We start from the raw sequence: 19,814 nt of genomic DNA on the forward strand, positions 1-19,814 counted from the left end.
GTAAAAAGTGCCATCACTTCACCTTAGAACACAAAACTTCGACTTCCGAACACGAAATTTCGAGTAAAAAGCCTGACAATTTGACTCCCGAACACGAAATTTCAACTTCCGAACACGAAACTTCGAGTAAAAAGCCTGACAATTTGACTTCAAAACACGAATGTTCGAGTAAAAAGCCTGACAATTTAACATCAAAACACCAAACTCCACCTTCCGAACACAAATATTTAGTACAAATTACACAAAAACCCTCTGCAACTCTTCTTCCTCCGCGTCCTCTGCGTCCTCTGCGGTTCGTTCTTTTCCTTTCCTACACTAAAATACCCGCAAAATCTCGACTATTTCCGCGACTCAAGCCATGATTAAGTCGAGCTAGTCAAGATAAATCACAATGAAAATTTACCCTGAAGATTTAGACTGGGCAGTTTCCCAAGGCTTAATGATTTTGGGGCTAAAAACTGTTTAATTAAGTTAGCTAATTGCTTCAGTTTTACAGGCTTGGAGAGATAAGCATTAGCCCCAACTGCTAAACATTTTTCGAGATCGCCTGGCATGGCTAAAGCTGTCAGCGCAATAATCGGAATCTTCAGGAGGTTTTGGTCTAATCGAATTTGCTTAGTAGCTTCGAGTCCATCTATTCCTGGCATTTGGATATCCATTAAAATTAGGTCGGGAAGATGTTTTTTAGTAAGTGTAATTGCTTCAAAACCATTTTTTGCTACGATAATTTGGTATCCTAATACCTCTAAATAATTCGAGATTGTAAAAATATTATCTTCATTATCTTCTGCCAGTAAAATTTGAGGAGAATACTCTAAACTTGGATTCACACAAGAATTAATCTCAGATAAGACTGGATTTGTTTCTCTAAAGGAAATTTCACAAAATTGTCCCAAAGGAAGGTTGATTCTAAAACAACTTCCAACTCCAACTTCACTGTTGACTTCTATCTGCCCACCATGTAAATCTACCAGTCGCTTCACAAGAGCCAGCCCTAAGCCAGTACCATCATATTGACGGTTCAAGGCACTATCAATTTGAACGAAAGGTTGAAATAGTTTGTGAAGGTTTTCTGGGGCAATACCAATACCTGTATCAATCACGGCAATCCGAAGATAATCTGGTAAAGATTGCATCTGCTGTTCAATTACAGGGCGTTGATGAGTAACTTCTAAGGTAATGTGTCCATCTTCTGGAGTAAACTTTACAGCATTATTAAGTAGGTTAATCAAAACCTGACGTATCCGGCGTTCATCAAGCAGTAGTTTTGGTAGTTGTGGTGGAATTTTTAATTCTAACTGGATGCGTTTTTGGAAAGCTTGCTGTTGAATAAATGCTAAACTTGATTGACAGAGTTGATTAATATTAATCGGGACGTAATTTAGTTCTATTTGTCCTGCTTCAATTTTAGATAAGTCAAGTATGTCGTTAATTAAGCTCAACAGATGATTACCGCTACGCTCAATAATTTGCAAACTCTGTTTTTGTTTCTCACTAAGTACACCATATATCCCCTCTTGCAATGCTTCGGAAATGCCGATAATTGCATTGAGTGGAGTGCGTAATTCATGACTCATAGTTGCCAGAAATTCATCTTTGAGGCGGGTGGCACGAGCAAGTTCAACATTAGATGCAGCTAGTTGTTCATTTATCTGTTGTAATTGGGCTTCTGCTTGTTTACGCGCTGTGATATCTGTCAGACTGCCAATATAACCAATTTTCTGACCATGAGAATCAATTTCTGGCACTGCTTGACAGTAAAACCAAATAGTAGTGCCATCTGGACGCAGAATTCTGCCTTCATTTTGGTAATATCCTGTTCCTTGTAATGCTGGAAGCCATTCTTGCTGGATGCGATTTCGGTCGTCTGGATGTACAGCTTCTATCCAGCCATATCCTAATGCTAATTGTAAATCTGTACCCGTCATTTCACGCCAGCAATGATTGACATAAATACACTGACTATCTGTGTTGAGACGGAAAATTACTACTGGAACTGCTGCTGCTAACGATGCAAAGCGTTGTTCGCTCTGACGTAAAGCAAGTGTTCGTTGCTCTACTCTGTTCTCTAGTTCTTGGTTGAGTTTTTTTAAGGCTTGTTTTGCTTGTTTACGTTGGGTAATATCATTGGAACAACCTATTAACCGCGTAATCTCCCCCTGCTCATCCTTGATGGCTGAAAGCCTTAAGCTAATATAAATTTCCTTTCCTGATTTTGTCAGATTGCGTAACTCAGTTTCACAAAAACCGTTCTTAAATACAGGTTCAAACACTAATGCTTGTAGTTTTGACGAGTCTTCAGGGCAGTAGAGTAAACTAATGTGCTGTCCAATAACTTCAACATCTGTATAGCCAAAAAGTCTTTGTGAGCCATGATTCCAAGTTTGAATAATGCCATCGACATCTGTACAAAAAACAGAATCATGAATTTCATGCAGCATCTGTGCTTGCAGTTGCAATTTTGCTTCAGCGATTTTGCGTTCGCTGATATCTCTTCCTTCTGGGATAAGTAACACCACTTTTCCCGATTCGTCTTTGAGAGGACGAATCGAAAAATCTATTGTGATTATTTCATTTGCAGAATTGAAAATTTCTACTTCATAGCGAATAAATTCACCTTTAGCAGCTTGAGAAATTGCTTGTTTTAATTTTGCTTGAGTTGCTGGAGAATTTGCCCACCAATCCGTTTCCCAAAAAGGTTTATGTATGACATCTTCTAGTTTTAGTCCGCGCAAGTTTAAAGCTGTTTGATTTACCTCTAATAAAATTCCTTGGGCTGTTAACAATCCTGTTAACTGAAAACTGTTATCGAAAATGCCACGAAAACGCTGTTCGCTAGCTTCTAATTGCTGAGTTCTTTGCTGTACTTTTTCTTCTAAAGAAGCATTAAGAGTTTGGAGATTTTCATATAGTTCTGCTTGCTTGATAGCCAAAGCCATCTGTACAGATATTTGCTGAAGTAAATCGATTTCACTTGTTTCCCATTCACGCGGAGAACTGCATTGATGGGCAATCAGTAATCCCCAAAGTTGGTGAGGAGAGGAATCTGATGCTTCTGTATCTGCATTTAGTAAAATTGGTACAACCAAATTAGCTCTAACTTCAAATTGTTCTAATAATTTGATGTGGCATTCTTGTAATCCAGCACTATAAATATCAGCACTAGCGAAAATTTTGCCATGACGATAGGCCATTCCATAATTCTGTTGAAAGCAAGTATCTTTAATTTGTCGAGACAGAGAACTTGTCCACTGGGGTAGTCTTGACTCAGCTACAATTGTCCCGTGCATTTGAGCATCAAACTGATAAACTATCACACGATCTACTTTAAATAGCTTCCTAACTTCTTCAACTGCGGTTTGAAGAATTGCTTCTAAATCTAAAAACTGACGAATGCGAACAGAGATACTAGATAATAAATTTTGTTTTTGTTCTTGTATCTGAATCTGCTGCTTTAAATGAGTCCTTTCTAATATGGAATTAATCGCTTGAGAAAGCTTAGAAGGTGAAAGTTTATTTTTTACTAAATAGTCCTGTGCGCCAGCTTTTAAGGACTGAACTGCAATCACTTCATCTCCTTGTCCAGTTAGCATAATTACTGGAAGCTGCATCATTTCAGTATGTAATAACAACTTTTCCAGCAATTCAATCCCATCCATATCCGGCAAACGATAGTCTAATAACACAACATCTGGTTGATGTTTCTGCCACAGTTCTAGACCTTGCTTTGCTAGCCTTGCTTCTAAAATCGTATAAGAATACTCTAGATTACTTAACAAGTATCTTTTATACAATTCACAATCTTCTGGTGAGTCATCAATAATTAGAACGCAGCAGGGTTTTAGGTTCATAATTTTAAATTTATCTCCTGAAGTATATCTATTAAATCAATCTCACAATTTATGATGTTTTTTCTTAATTTTTTATCAAAACAGATCCCCCATTACAGACAGGCTCTGTTCTCTATTCCCACTTAACTAATAAAAAGTCTTCTTCAAAAATTTATTTTCAAACGAGGCGGCATTTTTAATAACGCTTGAATTTTCTCTATCAAAATAATTGAAGAAAAAGGTTTTACTAAAAAATCTTGTTGTTCCTGAAAAATCGGAAATTCTTTTATGCTCACTGGTTGATACGGAAACATAAATAGTAAAGGAATGTTTTGTCTTGCTACTTCCGAGCAAATTTTTGAGAAAACATTTAATCTCGGAAAATTAATCGCCGGATAATTACATAAAATTAAATCAGGTTCTTCTACTTGTAATAAGTCATACCCTTCTTCATATGTAATAGCGGTGACAGCCCAAAAATCATTGATAGTTAGTAATTCTGTAATCAGGTCTAATAACAAAACACTATCTTCAATGATTAAGATTTTAGACATGATGCTTTTAAGAGATATTCATTGCTCTGCTATCCCACAATCTAAAAAAAATTTGTGAATTATTTGTGAATGTAAATAAAAATTAAGTTTTTTCGTGCCAACCCAACAAAGAGCGCATCTGTTTTACCAAATCAGGGGCTTTAAAGGGCTTCGTAATCACACCCGCAATTTCTAACTTAGAAAATTGGACTTGTTCGCTAGTTTGCGCTTTAGCAGTCAGTAGAATCACTGGGATGGATGCAATAGAACCAATTGCTTGTATTCTTTGCAAAGTCTCAATTCCATCCATACCTGGCATCATTACATCCAAAATAATCGCGTCAGGAGTTTCTAATTGAGCAATGGCTAATCCTTCTTGTCCAGAACTGGCTAACAACACTTCCCATCCGGCGATGGCTTGCAGTGAGATTTTGACAATTTGGCGAATACCTGGTTCATCATCAATAATTAAAATTCGCTTATTACTCACCAATGTTTCCTCCGAGTGGCAGTATAAAGTAAAATGTACTGCCTTGTCCGAAAACACTTTCAGCCCAAATGTTTCCTCCGTGTTGTTGAATAATCTTACGGCAGATACTCAATCCTAAACCAGTCCCACCTTTAGTTCGAGAGTCTGTGGCATCCACTTGGGAGAACGGCTCAAAGATACTATCTAAATACTCGCTAGGTATTCCGCGTCCGCTATCTTTAATTGAAAAGACTAAAGATGAGCAATTATCACCAGTCACATCAATCACATCACAAGGGCTTGAATTTAACGGGCAAATCAATCTTTTAGAAAAACAAGGCTTTTCTACATCTAAGTTAATCCAAATCGTTGAACTTATTTCCGAAAATTTAATTGCATTACTTAGTAGATTAATCACTACTTGTAATATGCGGTCTGAATCAGCTATAACTTCTACCAATGATACGCCTGTGGTATCAATATAAATTTGAGCTTGATTCGCAATACTCTGCATCTGTGCTACAGCAATATTAATTAAATCACTAAGATTGCAAAGAGATTTTTGTAAGTAAATTTTGCCAGACTCTAACCTTTCTAAATCAAGAATATCGTTCACTAAACGTACTAAACGGTCTACACCAGTGTTAGCAATTTCAATAGTAGCTTCACCTTCAGGAGAAATCGGATCGATAATCTTTTCATGCAGCAAGCTGAGTGCGGCTTGCATAGATGTAAGTGGCGTTCGCAACTCATGGCTCACAGTAGATATAAATTCTGCTTTCATCCGCTCCAATTTATGACTTTCAGTAATATCTTGACCAATACTAATTGAGCCAATTGGATTACCATTAACATCTTGTAAAATAGTATTATTCCAGTTTATTAACCGAAACTCACCAGATTTAGTGATAATTTCATTTTGATAATGTTCGGGTAGCGTTTGTGCTATCAATTCCTGCAAATAAATATCTATCAAACTTTGTTGGTTTAATGGAAGAAAATTCTCAAACCAATTTTTGCCTAACACCTCTGCTTGTACATACCCAGTAAGTTTTAAGAAGAATGGATTAGCATAATCAACCTGCCCTTGATCATCTAAACAAACAACGATTAACTGAACATTATCTTGCAGAAAACGCCATCTTCGCTCCGATTCTTTTAACTCTGATTCTATTCTTTTTTGTTCGGTGATATCACGAGCTATTGTAGAAATAGCCTGAACTTGTTGGCTACCAAAGGTATGAGCAATAATTAATTGGGAAACAGGCACTTCTTGACCATCACGGCGGATAAAAGCTGTTTCTCCTAACCAATTACCATGCTTGATTGCCTGAGGAATAGCTTGCTCTTGAATAAGTTTTAAAGCCCACTGTGGATGAACATCACTAATAGGAATTTTCTCACTTTCTCTATCTTTTATTCCAAAAAATATTCGGGCAGTTTTATTTAAATATTCTGGTTTTTGTGTATCTAATCTAGCTGTGACAATAATATCTGTAGTTGCTTCTAAAATCGCGATCTGTTTTTCTTTTTCTATTTCTAAACGTTTACTTTCGCTCACGTCTAACACCACTGAACCTACAGCTATTGATTCAGAATTTTCACCGACAATCGGAAAATAAGAAACTAGCCAATAACCTACTACTTCTGGCTGGCTAGGAACAATCCCACTCACCTCCATCTGGGAAATAGGCTGTTGAGTCTCAATTACATTTTGCAATAATGGTAACAGCGTTGATACTAGTTCTGGCAGCAAGTCCAAAATTGAATTCCCCAAATGTGCTGCCATCGGATAACCATTAATATTTGCTAATCCTTGATTAATTTTTAGGTAACATAAGTTCTTATCTAATATGCTTAATCCAATATTAACTTGACTCGCAGCCTGAAAAAATCCATCTAATAATTGTTCGCTTTGTCTCAGTTTTTTTTCTACTTTCTCTCGCTTGAATAATTCCTGTTGCAACTGATTGTTCGACAGAACTAGTTGTGCTGTACGTTCTACCACCCGTAATTCTAGTTCCTTATTTAATTGTTGTAATGATTCTTGGGCCTGTTTGCGTTCTCGAATATCACGTACAACAGCAGCAATCCCCTGTGCTTGACCTGTTATTGGCTCTTTCAGCGTAAAAATATTGCACCAGACAGGAATTAACTCCGATGTTTGAAAATTTCGCATTTGAAATTCTCCTTCCCATTTTCCTGTAGAAGTCACAGTCGGAATAACTTGTTGTTCAAATCTCTGATTATCTTCTGGAGTTTGATATTCCCAGATGCTTGTCTGCTGTACTTGGGTTTCTTTTAGCCCGATTAAATTCCTTCCTGCTAAATTAATATATTGCACTTGTCCATCAAGATTTGCCATTGCCATAAAATCAGAACTATTTTCGACTATTGAAACTAGTTTTTGATTTTTTATTAATTGAGCTTGTAATTTCTCAAATAATGTTGCTTGGTGAATAGCTATTTCTAAATGGATAGCTATTTGATTCATTAATTCACATTCAGCCAACGTCCATTCACGCGCCCTATGACATTGATGGGCTATTAGCAATCCCCATAAATTATCATTCTCAATGATGGGAATAATCAAATTTGCTCTGATTTGTAGATGTCCTAGGAAATCTCGATGGCATTGAGTTAAATTTACATCTTTCTCAATATCGTTAATTACTCTGATACGTCCTTGTCGGTATAAATCTACTAAAGTATCGTCAAAGCATTTATCTTGAATTATTTGCCCCAAAATTGATAATTCGGGGTTACTCACCGACTCTTTTACTACGCTACCACTCCAGTCTGGCTGAAATTTATAAATAATGACGCGCTCACTTTGTAAAATCTCTCTAACTTGTGTTACTGCTGTGTTGAGAATCTCATCTATTTTCAAAGAATTCCGGATAGATAAGGCAGTTTCTGTTACTAATTGTCGTTGCTGTTGCTGCCATTTTTGTTCCTCTAGTAATTTCTTCTGTCGCAAAACCTTTGCAATTGCTTGTTGTAGAGATATAGGCGTAATTTGATTTTTCGCTAAATAATCCTGTGCGCCATTCTTTAGTAATTCCACTGCTAACTTTGTATTTTCATGCCCAGTAATAATAATTGCTGGAATCCAGCGAAGCTTTGTTTGCTGGTATAGTTGCTGCAAAAACTCTAATCCATCAATATCGGGCAGCCCAAAGTCAATTAATAATATATCTGGCATTGATTTTTGACACCATGCTAAGGCATCTTTACCTTTATCAAATTCAATAATTCGGTATTGACCTTGACTATTATGACTGAGATACCTTCGGTAAATTGAACGGTCTACTTCGGAATCTTCTATGACAACAACCGTATATTCTTTTGTTTTATCAAATAGAGAATTTGACCTAGTTGATGGAGAATTTAAGATATTACTCTCGCTCACCCAAATCTGTGAATGCCTTAATTGCTTTAAAGCTGTTATTTCTTGCTGTAATTCCTCTACTTCAATTATTAACTCTTCTCTAGTTTTGCTTAGATTCATTGCTTTATTTCTTAATTATAAAATTCTGGAAGAATGGGCTAATACTCCTACTTCCTACTTCCTACTTCCGACTTCTAAAGGGGTAAATCTTCACCTTTGCCTTTGTTCTAGCCTTTTTCTCACACGGGTTTGCAATTGGCTTGCTACAATTGGTTTGCTTAAAAAATCATTAGCCCCTACAGCAAAACTATGCTCAATAGTTTCTCTATCAGTATGAGCCGATAAAAATAATACAGGTAATTGATGCCATCGCCAGTCACTCCGAATTACTTGGCATAAATCAAACCCATTTAATATAAGTTTTTCGGTATTATTTATCTTCTCCTTATTCAACAGTTCTATATCTAAAATTAATAAATCTGGCTTTGTCTGTTCTAAAGTCTCCCAGAATTTCTCCGCATTTTCTAATAAAACTATTTGATAACCATCAGCCGATAATAGTTGATATACAACTTGTAATATGCCAGGATCATCATCTACCACTAGTAATCGATATGATGATAGATGTGTGCGTTGGATTATTTGTTTGAGCGATGCCCATATCTCACTCGTGGCGATTGGTTTTAGCAAAAAGCTTGAAATATTTAATTTAGCCACCTCTAACCTAGTTGCAAAAGAACTTTCTTGAGTGACAATTAATATTGGTACTTTTGGATTCTGCTTTCGTAACTTTGCCAGAACATTCAGCCCTAATTCCAGATTATTTTGATAATTTACATCAAATAAAATAGCATCAACACCATTATCAGTTAAAATATCTTCTGCTTGCTTTAAATCATTTGTAATTTGTGCTATAAATCCATAATTAATTGCTTCTCTAGCAATCTCTCCCACTAGTTCTATTTCGTTATCTATAATAAGTAACCTATGTGCAATAGAGAAATCATTTGCTGTTACTAATTCTTCACCTTCTATATATTTCTGCAATTGTAATACTAACAGCTTGAGTTGTTCAGCTTTGTGTTCCTTTAGTAATTCTTGCTGACAAAAAATCTGCTGAATTTGGCGAGAAATTTCACTAGCTTTCTCTAAACTAAAACTACCTAATGAACCGATTAGAGTATGTGCTTCTGTTTGGGCTTCATACTGCTGTTCTAGTGTCAGTTTTCCTTGCTCTAATGCCATCACCGCATCTTGAATTATCAATAGACGTTTTAAGTACGATTGACGTGAATGTTGCCAGAGTTCTAATAGCTCAGGTAATACTCTATGAGAATTTAAAAGGGAAATAGTTTCATCTTCGATTCTTTGTACTGTTTTTCCTATTTGCTGATTTACACTTGCAGCACTTTTGTCTGTTAGCGGAGGTAATTTTAATTTATATCCTAATTTATAAATCGTTTCAAATATATCCCCTGCACCGGATAATTTTAGTTTATTCCTCAAACTCTTAATATGCGCTCTTAATGCACCTTGAGTAGGCATTTCTTCTACTGTCCATAATGATTCTAGTATGTAATTGTGGCTAAATATCTGCTGAGGATTTTGCAGGAACATCTGCAAAATCTCATATTCCTTTTTGGATAAGTTTATTATTTCTCCACTATAACTGACTTCACAATTATGAGAATTTAGATTTAATTCTCCCCAGGTTAAGTATTGTAATGCTTGCTGCTGATTTTGATTTCTTCTTAATAAAGCTCTGATCCGTGCTAATAACTCTTCTATATCAAATGGTTTGACTATATAATCATCCGCTCCTGCATCTAACCCAGTAACTTTATTCGTTATTGCTTCTAAAGCTGTCATTAATATAACTGGTGTATCTCTATTTTTTTGTTTATTTAACCCTTGCTCAGAACGGAGTATTTTGCATAAATCTATCCCGCTCATTTTAGGTAAAACTAAATCTAAGAGGATTAAATCATAAACATTATCCTGTGCTAATTCCCATCCTCTTGCTCCATCTTCTGCTAAATCAACTTCGTAGTTCTGTCTCAACAGGACTGTCTGTAGCAGTTTTCTTAAATTTATATCATCTTCTATACAAAGAATTTTCACTTTTTATTTTTAACTCTTTCAAAAAGTATAAGCAATTAACTGTTTGGCTCAATGATAAGATTAGTTTATAAATAAGCCCCAAAAATCAAGCAAAATCAGCCAGACGGCAAGTAAACTTCACAGGCGACTCCATATTTGCGGTCTACTGCTTGACGTAAAAACTCAAGCATTTGTTTGAGAGTAAATTAAGTGATAATCGCTGCCTTACAGACGCTTCTTGCCGAGAGAGTAATATTCGCTGGCTGTCAACCAGCGATACAATTCACTCAACACTCATCCAACATCGCATCACAGCCTATTCTTATATGAATATTCTCCAAAACCAATCCGCAACACATCCGGTCACAGAAAAACCCGTCAACAAAGTTTACGATGTTGTCATAGTTGGTGCTGGGCCAGTTGGTTTAGCTACTGCTATTGGTTTACGCAAACGTGGTATTGAAAATATTCTGGTCATAGACCAAGCTCGTGCTTTTCGTCAGGTAGGTCAGGTTGTGGATCTTCTGCCTAACGGATTAAAAGCATTAAAATCTGTAGATCCTGATGCTTACGAAGCAGTCAAAACAGCAAGTTTTACCTTCGTTAATTCGCCTCAGTCTGGTGACGCAAAAACATCTGATGTCACTGAGAAAAATTTGCCAAAAGCTTCTCAAGAATGGGTTTATAAAAACTTGCAAGGAGAAAAAATTAGGTCAATTTCTTTGAGTTTCGATACTTGGTTGAAAAATTATGGTGAAGGTCGAGTTTCAATTTCTTGGTATAATTTGCAGGCGGCTCTCAAAAAACTGCTTCCTGAAGACCAAGTTAAACCTAATCATCGTTGCATCAATGTTGTGGATGAACCAGAATTAGGATGCGTCCGCTTAGATTGTATTAGTAACGTAGGTGCAGAAGCCAACCCATACGCACATTGGGCAGATGGACAAAAAAATAGTGAGATATCCCAAAATTTAGACACCACCTCTGAACAATCAATTACAAAATCATTCCACGCTAAACTAGTTGTGGCAGCCGACGGGATTAACTCTACAGTTCGCAGGGTGCTTTATACAGATAGCCCTTACCAAGCTGTTGCTAAACCCGAATATTCTGGGTTTGCCGCCATATTTTGCCCAGAAATACCAAACATACCAGACGAACTGCGATCGCGTCTAGAAAAGAAATTTTTTGCAGACTCAGCAATTTTAACCGTAAGTAATTATGAGCTAGCTGGCGATACCGCTTTTAGTGAATGCCCGAGAATGATGCTAATTCATAGACAAAAGATTGGCTATCTATTACATATATCCGTACCTTTACAATCATTGCAAAATAAATCTGGTAATGAGTTGCTGGAATTAGCCGTACAAGCATTAGAAAAAGCAAGTTATCCCGATGAACTTAAACAATTAGTCCGGCTATCTCCTGTAGAGAATATGCTGCAACGTCCATATTACATTCATCGTGCTGTTGTGACTGACAATAACCCCCCAGCCTGGAGTTTAGGACGAGTTATTTTAGTAGGTGATGCCGCACATGGTATGCCGCCTTTCATGGCTCAAGGAGCTAACCAAGGTTTTGAAGATGCAATCATCGTCACAACATTAATTAATAAGATTGCCAAAGAAAATAATTGGCATAACCAGCAAGCTATAAGCACAGCCTTCGATAAATACGAGCGTATTCGTCGCCCCTTTATGGAATATATTCAACAAGCAACATTGACACAGTTTCCTAGCTCATCAAACGAACAGTGGCAAGCATATAGCCAAAAAGTCTACACTCGCAACTTTGACCAACTCATAGCAGAATTATCTTAGTCAAAACCTTGCTGGACTAAGCAAAATAAATATTTTTGGCATTGCTGATTAGTGGGATGTTTTTTGTTTCGCGCAAAGGCGCAAAGGCGCGAAGAATCAATATTTTATTTTTGTTAAACATCTCAATTCATCCCGCATTTATGCAACGCCATATTTTTAACCTTCTTCGCCCTAAAAGGCGAAGAAAAAGCCATGAGAAATAAGTATCTACAGGGTACACACAAATAGTATTTGAAAAAACACCCAGCACTCCTACAAAGAACTCGGATAAAATACAGAAGTCTAATCGGCAGCAGCAGATAATCAATGATTAACCAACTTCAAGACTATAACCCCAGCGGCGTAGGTGAAATTAATGGCAACCTCTTAGGTTTACCCTTTGATTATGATTCAGCCAACTTAATTGTCTTTGCCGTCCCTTGGGAAGTCACTGTTTCTTACGGTGCAGGTACAGCCAACGCCCCACAAAGAATTTTAGATGCTTCAATTCAACTAGATTTATTTGACTTTGATAACCCAGATGGTTGGCAGCAAGGAATTTATTTAGTAGAAATTTCCCAAGATATTTTAGAAAAAAATCATTACTACCGCACTTTAGCCTCCCAAATTATTGAAAGACTGGCACAAGGTAAATCATTAACAGATACGCCAGATTTAACACCTGTTTTGAGTGAAATTAATCAAGCTTCTCAACAAGTAAATCAATGGCTTTTTACCCAATCTCAAGCAGCAATAAATCAAGGTAAACAAGTTGCTGTGATTGGTGGAGACCACAGTTCACCTTTAGGTTATTTTCAAGCATTAGCCGCGAAATATAATAATTACGGCATTTTACATATTGATGCCCATGCAGATTTACGCGATGCCTATGAGGGATTTGAATTTTCTCACGCATCGATTATGTTTAATGCCTTAAAACTACCGCAAATCTCCAAATTAGTGCAGGTAGGTTTGCGCGACATTAGCCATGATGAAGTGCAAATGATTAACCAATCTCATGGTCGCATTGTGGCTTATTACGACCCAGCAATTAAACAAAAACTATATGCTGGAACTACCTGGATTGATGTTTGCCGCGAAATTATCAATCATTTACCAGAAAATGTTTATATTAGCTTTGATGTTGATGGTTTAGATCCCAAACTCTGCCCAAATACAGGTACACCTGTTGCCGGAGGATTAGAATTAGAACAAACTTATTGCCTATTTCGTGAATTAGTCAATAGTGGCAGAAAAATTATTGGCTTTGATGTGTGTGAAGTTGGTGATGCTGAGTGGGATGGTAACGTTGGGGCGCGCATTGTGTACAAGTTAGCAAATTTAATGGATTTATCGCAAAAAGAAAGTAGGGAATAGGGAATGGGGAGTAGGGAATCTCACAAGTGTAGGTTTTTAACCCAGTGATGAGTAGCGACTCTAAAAATCACCATTTAATCAGAGTTCCATCCCCCTTACACCCCTACACCCTAAATCAAGGTTTTTGGGTCATAACGTAAAAAACCTACAGCTGTCAGCGAACCCGTTAGCGTAGCTTTAGCGATGCAAGAGCGTCAGGGGTTTTGTCTGTTAGCCGCGACTTCAGTCGCCCTTGTACTATTGCTATTAACCAAGCATTCTCGATAAAAATTCTCTGGATTTGGGAAAAATAATTTTAAGGTTATTCAGAGATTTGCAGGTATGGTCAGCATATTAAATATTCATCTACCAGGTTATAGTATTCAAGAGCAAATTTACTCAGGCACGCGAACACTAGTTTACCGAGGTGTGAGGGAGCAAGACCAAAAACCTGTAGTGATTAAGCTGATGCGTTTAGAATATCCCAGCTTTCACGAACTCCTACAATTTCGTAACCAATATGTAATTACTAAAAATCTTCAGTTAACAGGTGTAATTCAACCCTACAGTTTAGAAACTTATCATAATGGTTACGCTTTAGTGATGGAGGATTTCGGGGGAATTTCTCTCAAACAATGGGGGATAGAACAAGGAAATACCCAATCTCTGATAAATTTTTTGCAGGTTGCCATTGCCATTGCAGATATCTTAAATCAGTTACATAGCGATGCTGGTAATGGGCAACGCCTAAGGGTTATTCATAAAGATATTAAACCAGCCAATATTTTAATTAATCCACAAACAAAACAAGTCAAACTCATAGATTTTAGTATCGCCTCATTGTTACAGCGAGAAATTCAAGAAGTCCAAAGTCCTAATGTTTTAGAAGGAACTCTCGCTTATCTATCTCCTGAACAAACTGGACGGATGAACCGGGGAGTTGACTATCGTACAGATTTTTACTCGCTGGGCGTAACTTTGTATGAAATGTTAACGGGAGAATTACCATTTCATTCAGAAGATCCAATGGAGTTAGTGCATGGACATTTAGCAAAGCAAGTCACGCCACCGCATCAAATTAATCCTGATATCCCAGTAGTAATTTCGCAAATTATTACTAAACTGATGGCGAAAAATGCTGAAGAACGTTATCAAAGTGCGTCTGGGTTAAAACATGATTTAGAAACTTGTTTGCACTACTGCAAAAAAACAGGAGAAATCCCATTTTTTGCAATCTGCCAACGAGATATTCAAGACCATTTTATGATTCCCGAAAAGCTCTATGGCAGGGAAAAAGAAGTTCAAACCTTACTAGAAGCTTTTGACCGGGTTGCTAATGGTGCATCAGAATTAATGTTAGTGTCTGGGTTTTCTGGCATCGGTAAAACCGCAGTTGTTAACGAAGTGCATAAACCAATCGTCAAACAACGGGGTTACTTTATTAAAGGAAAATTTGACCAATTTAATCGGAATATTCCTTTTTCAGCATTTGTGCAAGCATTTCGCAGTTTAATGCGGCAATTATTAACAGAGTCGGATGTAGCCATTAAACAATGGAAAAGCAAAATTATTGCTGCTTTGGGTGAAGATGCCCAGGTCATTGTGGAAGTGATTCCCGAATTAGAACTAATTATTGGTCAGCAAGCACCAGTTCCAGAATTATCAGGTAGTGCGGCTCAAAATCGGTTTAATTTATTATTGCAAAATTTTATTCAAGTATTCACTAACAAAGAATATCCGTTGGTGGTATTTTTAGATGATTTACAATGGGCTGATTCTGCTTCTTTAAGCCTTATTCAATTATTAATTAATGAATCTAATAATTCCTATTTATTATTAATTGGTGCATACAGAGATAATGAAGTTATACCAGCCCATCCTTTAATGGTGACTTTAGAGGAAATTATTAATTCTGGTGCAATAATTAATACAATTAATCTGCAAAAACTGAGCTATTTAAAATTGAATCAATTAGTTGCTGATACTTTAAGTTGTACAGAAGAGTTGGCTTGGTCTTTGTCGCAACTAGTTTATCAAAAAACTCAAGGCAACCCATTTTTCACTACTCAATTTTTAAAGGCATTACATCAAGACGGTCTAATTGAGTTTAATTATGTTGAGAGGTGTTGGCAATGTGATATTACCCAAATCAACCAACAAGCGTTGACAGATGATGTGCTGGAATTTATGGCATTTCAGTTGCAAAAATTACCGCAATCTACTCAACAAGTGCTGAAGCTAGCTGCTTGTATTGGCAATCAATTTGATTTAAAAATATTAGCTATTGTTGCTCAACAATCAGAAATAGAAACTGCTGTTTGTTTGTGGAATGCTTTGCAAGAGGGGCTAATTTTACCTCAAAGTGATATTTATAAATTTTACCTTGGTGAGATTAATCAAGCAGTTCAGCAAGACACTTCTGAGGTTGTTACATATAAATTTTTGCATGACCGCGTTCAACAAGCGGCTTATTCTTTAATTCCCGAAGTTGATCGCGCGATCGCTCATTATCAAATCGGCCAACTGCTGCTACAACAAATGTCACCAGATGTCAGGGAAGAGCGTATTTTTGAATTAGTTAATCAGTTAAACTATGGCATTGATTTAGTCGTTGACCAACAAGAACGAGATGATTTAGCGCAACTCAACCTCAGCGCAGGTCGCAAAGCCAGAAGTGCGACAGCTTTTCAAGCTGCTAATGAATATGCCAGAGTCGGACTCAGATTATTAGGCGCAGAAGCTTGGCAGCGACAATACCAAATAACATTAGCATTACATGAATTAGCTGCGGAAATTGCTTTTTTATGTAGTGATTTTGAGCAGATGCAGCAGCGAATCACCGCCGTCATTGATTGTGCCAAAACACCTCTAGAAAAAGTACAAGTTTATCAAGTACAAATTCAGGCATTTAATTCGCGCAATCAATTTGGAGAAGCGATCGCCACAGGTAAATCTGTGTTGCAATTACTAGGAGTCAGCTTGCCCGATTGCCCTACATCCGATGATATTGAACAAGCTAGACAAGAAATCAACAGCTTAATTGGCGATCGCACCATTGCCGAATTATTTGATTTGCCAACTATGACCAATGTCGAAAAACTGGCTGTGATGCAAATTGCTGCCAGCATTTTACCTGCCTGCTACATGACCAATTCGCCAATTTATCCTTTGGTCGTTGCTTTACAGGTAAAACTTTCGATTCAATTTGGCAATAATCTTTTTTCGCCTTTTAGCTATGCTAGTTACGCCTTTCAAGTCAAAATTATTTGGCAAGATATGGCCCAAGTGCAGCAATTTGGACAACTTGCTTATCGCCTAGTCTTAGAACCAAATGCCAAAAGCCAAAGACCTACAACCTTTGTAGTTTTTGCTGGCTACGTCCACCACTGTAGCGCCCCGCTCAAAGAAACACTCCCGATGTTTCAAGCAGGCTACCAAGCCGGATTAGAAACAGGAAATTGGGAATTTTTGGTCTACAATGTTCAAGTTTTTGCCTTGAATGCCTTTTGGTCTGGTCAACCACTAACAGAACTCGAAGGGCAAATTCGGGCTTATGATCAGCATTTACACGACCTCAAGCAAGTCACCACAGGCAAACATTATTTAATTTATTGGGAAGCCGCCCGGATTCTTTTAGGTGAATCAGAAGATGAAGTGACTTTGCGCCAAGAGACTTATGAAGCCGACTTGTTGTCTGATGTGCAGACCTCCAATGATTTGTTTCGCTTATGTATTTTTTATCTGCACAGATTCTTTTTGAATTTTTTATTGGGAGACATCAACCAAGCCCAACAAGATAGCGATCGCACCAGACAGCATTTAGCTGCCTGTGTTGGGACAGTTATCGAACCTGTCTTTTATTTCTTCGATTCTTTAACCGCACTAGCCAAAGATGCAAAATCTACATTAGCGCGAGTACAAGCCAATCAAGCCCAGCTAAAGCAATGGTCAGATTACGCCCCTATGAACCACCTACACAAATATCAGCTAGTTGAAGCCGAACGTTACCGCGTTCGCGGTGATTATCAGCAAGCAATGGACTTGTACGATCTTGCCATTGCTGGTGCTAAAGAAAACGGATATCTCCAAGAAGAAAGCCTCGCCAACGAACTTGCAGCCCAACTTTATCTAGATTGGGGTAAAGAAAAAGTCGCCCAAGCATATATGCAAGAAGCTTACTACTGCTATGCCCGTTGGGGAGCTTTAGCCAAAATTCATGATTTAGAACAACGCTACCCTCAACTATTGCAACCTATTTTCCAACAGCGACAATTCAGCCTGCATCCCTTAGAAACGATGACAAATATGGGCTTGACGTTGAGTGCTTCTTCTCATCGTACTTCTAGTAGTCGCAACAATAGTATTTCTGATGCGCTCGATTTTACTTCTATCCTCAAAACCGCTCAAGCCATCTCCCGGACTATCGAATTAGACCAACTAATTGTGATTCTCACCCGCATTATTTTAGAAAACTCAGGAGCCAAAAAAACTGTATTAATTTTGCCCCAAGGCGAAACTTGGCTCATAAGAGCAATTACTTATATTAATCATGAAGCTATTTCTCGCTGTGAAATTAAAACTATCCTGGAAAAACAACCAGTAGAAACTTGCCCAGAAATCCCCAAACAAATCATCTATTACGTCAAAAATACCAAAGAAACGGTAATCATTGATAACTTGCAAACTAACATCCCTGGGTTGATTGGAGAATATATGCAATCTGTCCAACCCAAGAGTGTGTTATGTTTGCCAATTCTCAATCAAGGGCATTTAGTCGGGATTTTGTATCTAGAAAATAGATTAACTCAAGGCGTATTTAATAGCGATCGCTTAATCATTTTAGATTTTCTCTGCATCCAAGCGGGAATTGCCTTAGAAAATGCTCAACTTTATACTGATTTACAAGCAAGTAAAGTTCTATTGCAAAAGTTAGCTAATAATATTCCCGGCGTTATCTATCAACTCCATTTGACTACTGATGGTACTGCTTCCATACCTTATGTTAGTTCTGGTTGCTACCATTTGTACGGCATCACCGCCGAAGAACTCATGTATGGAAAATACAGCTTGCGTACTTTAGAACATCCTGATGATGTAGCCACAATTGATCAACTAATGTTGGAATCAGCGCAAAATCTTTCAACTTTTGAGCATGAATGGCGAATCATTACACCCAAAGGTCAATTAAAATGGATTCAAGCTGTATCGCAACCAGAAGCTCAAACTGATGGTTCTATCATTTGGGATGGGGTAGTTTTAGATATCACTGAACGCAAGCAAGCTGAAGCTGCTGTACAACAAAAATCCCAGGAATTAGAACAAGCACTGCACAATCTACAACAGGCACAATTAAAAATAGTCCAAAGTGAAAAAATGTCGGCTTTAGGTAATCTTGTCGCTGGTGTCGCTCACGAAATTAATAATCCAACTGGGTTTATTAGTGGCAATATTCAACCAGCTTATGAAGGCGTACAAGATTTGTTTAATTTGCTGCAACTTTATCAAGAAAAATTCCCCGAACCTGGGGAAGAGATAGAAGCAGAAATTGAAACTATAGATTTAGAATACTTACAATCAGATTTACCAAAATTGATTAGTTCTATGAAAGAAGGAGTACAGCGCATCCAAGATATTAGTAATAGTTTGCGTACCTTCTCTCGCGCTGATACCCAGAATAAAGTATCTTTTAACATTCATGAAGGCTTAGACAGCACTATCTTAATTCTGAAACACCGTCTCAAAGCTAACGAACAGCATCCAGCTATTGAGATTAGGAAAAACTACAGCCATGTCCCAGCAATTGAATGTTTTCCCGGACAGTTAAATCAGGTGTTTATGAATTTATTAGCTAACGCTATTGATGCACTTGAAGAGTCAAATATTGGACGTAGTTTTGCCGAAATTAAAGCTAACCCCAATTTAATTACTATTAGTACTAAACTAACTGAAGATGGCAAACACGTAAGTATTAGTATCAAAGATAATGGTAAGGGAATGACCCAGGAAGTTAAAGCCAAAATATTTGACCATCTTTATACTACAAAAATGGTGGGCAAAGGTACAGGCTTAGGATTAGCGATCGCTCAAGCTATTGTCGTCGAAAAGCACGGTGGAACTATCGAAGTCAATTCTGCACCAATGCAAGGCGCAGAGTTTATCATTACCCTACCCAGGTAAACTTACATATGGCGGGTGTAGGCTGTGGGGTGTAGGGGAAGAAACAAACAGTCTATTTTGACAAATGACCAATAACTCATATCTCTGGTTTTCCGTAATATAAAGTAGTAGAAGCTCTATGTGTCACACCTATTTAATTTGAGCTATGATTATTCTTAT

General features: G+C 37.4%; 8 protein-coding genes. 3 read left to right on the forward strand and 5 right to left on the reverse strand.

The window, feature by feature from the left end; all coding sequences use genetic code 11:
• Positions 1–386: 386 nt before the first annotated feature.
• From H6G69_RS26820 to H6G69_RS34715, 5 genes are all read right to left on the reverse strand, one after another.
• Positions 387–3,851 (reverse strand): response regulator, encoded by a 3,465-nt coding sequence (locus tag H6G69_RS26820; protein ID WP_190692164.1) that lies wholly within the window; start codon positions 3,849–3,851, stop codon positions 387–389.
• A gap of 143 nt (positions 3,852–3,994) precedes the next feature.
• Positions 3,995–4,384, reverse strand: a complete 390-nt coding sequence (locus H6G69_RS26825) for a hypothetical protein (RefSeq protein WP_190692165.1) — start codon at positions 4,382–4,384, stop codon at positions 3,995–3,997.
• Positions 4,385–4,466: 82 nt separating this feature from the next.
• Positions 4,467–4,853: a response regulator gene (locus H6G69_RS26830; protein ID WP_190692166.1), complete on the reverse strand. Its 387-nt coding sequence runs from the start codon at positions 4,851–4,853 to the stop codon at positions 4,467–4,469.
• Positions 4,846–8,343, reverse strand: coding sequence for a PAS domain S-box protein (locus H6G69_RS26835; RefSeq protein ID WP_190692167.1), 3,498 nt, complete (start codon positions 8,341–8,343; stop codon positions 4,846–4,848). Before H6G69_RS26835 ends, H6G69_RS26830 begins: the two co-directional genes overlap by 8 nt.
• Before the next feature lie 90 nt (positions 8,344–8,433).
• A complete protein-coding gene (locus H6G69_RS34715; RefSeq protein ID WP_190692168.1) occupies positions 8,434–10,344 on the reverse strand; it encodes a response regulator in 1,911 nt (636 codons plus the stop codon).
• A 170-nt stretch (positions 10,345–10,514) separates the two neighbouring features.
• Between H6G69_RS34715 and H6G69_RS26845 the strand changes: the two genes are divergently transcribed.
• The 3 genes from H6G69_RS26845 (at position 10,515) to H6G69_RS26855 (ending at position 19,655) form a co-directional block, all read left to right on the forward strand.
• Entirely contained in the window at positions 10,515–12,143 is a 1,629-nt protein-coding gene (locus H6G69_RS26845; protein ID WP_397327005.1) for an FAD-dependent oxidoreductase, read from the forward strand.
• A 306-nt stretch (positions 12,144–12,449) separates the two neighbouring features.
• On the forward strand, positions 12,450–13,499 hold the full coding sequence (speB, locus tag H6G69_RS26850) for an agmatinase SpeB (RefSeq protein WP_190692169.1): 1,050 nt from the start codon (positions 12,450–12,452) through the stop codon (positions 13,497–13,499).
• Between the two features lie 321 nt (positions 13,500–13,820).
• Entirely contained in the window at positions 13,821–19,655 is a 5,835-nt protein-coding gene (locus tag H6G69_RS26855; protein ID WP_190692170.1) for an ATP-binding sensor histidine kinase, read from the forward strand.
• Positions 19,656–19,814 lie beyond the last annotated feature (159 nt).

Origin of the sequence: Nostoc sp. FACHB-110 (assembly GCF_014697425.1) — a bacterium.
Lineage (GTDB): Bacteria > Cyanobacteriota > Cyanobacteriia > Cyanobacteriales > Nostocaceae > Nostoc_B.

Bases quoted from the DNA above. Each gene is read 5' to 3' on its own strand.
- H6G69_RS26820 (WP_190692164.1), bottom strand. From the start codon at position 3,851: ATGAACCTAAAACCCTGCTGCGTTCTAATTATTGATGACTCACCAGAA.
- H6G69_RS26835 (WP_190692167.1), bottom strand. From the start codon at position 8,343: ATGAATCTAAGCAAAACTAGAGAAGAGTTAATAATTGAAGTAGAGGAA.
- H6G69_RS26825 (WP_190692165.1), bottom strand. From the start codon at position 4,384: ATGTCTAAAATCTTAATCATTGAAGATAGTGTTTTGTTATTAGACCTG.
- speB (WP_190692169.1), top strand. From the start codon at position 12,450: ATGATTAACCAACTTCAAGACTATAACCCCAGCGGCGTAGGTGAAATT.
- H6G69_RS26855 (WP_190692170.1), top strand. From the start codon at position 13,821: ATGGTCAGCATATTAAATATTCATCTACCAGGTTATAGTATTCAAGAG.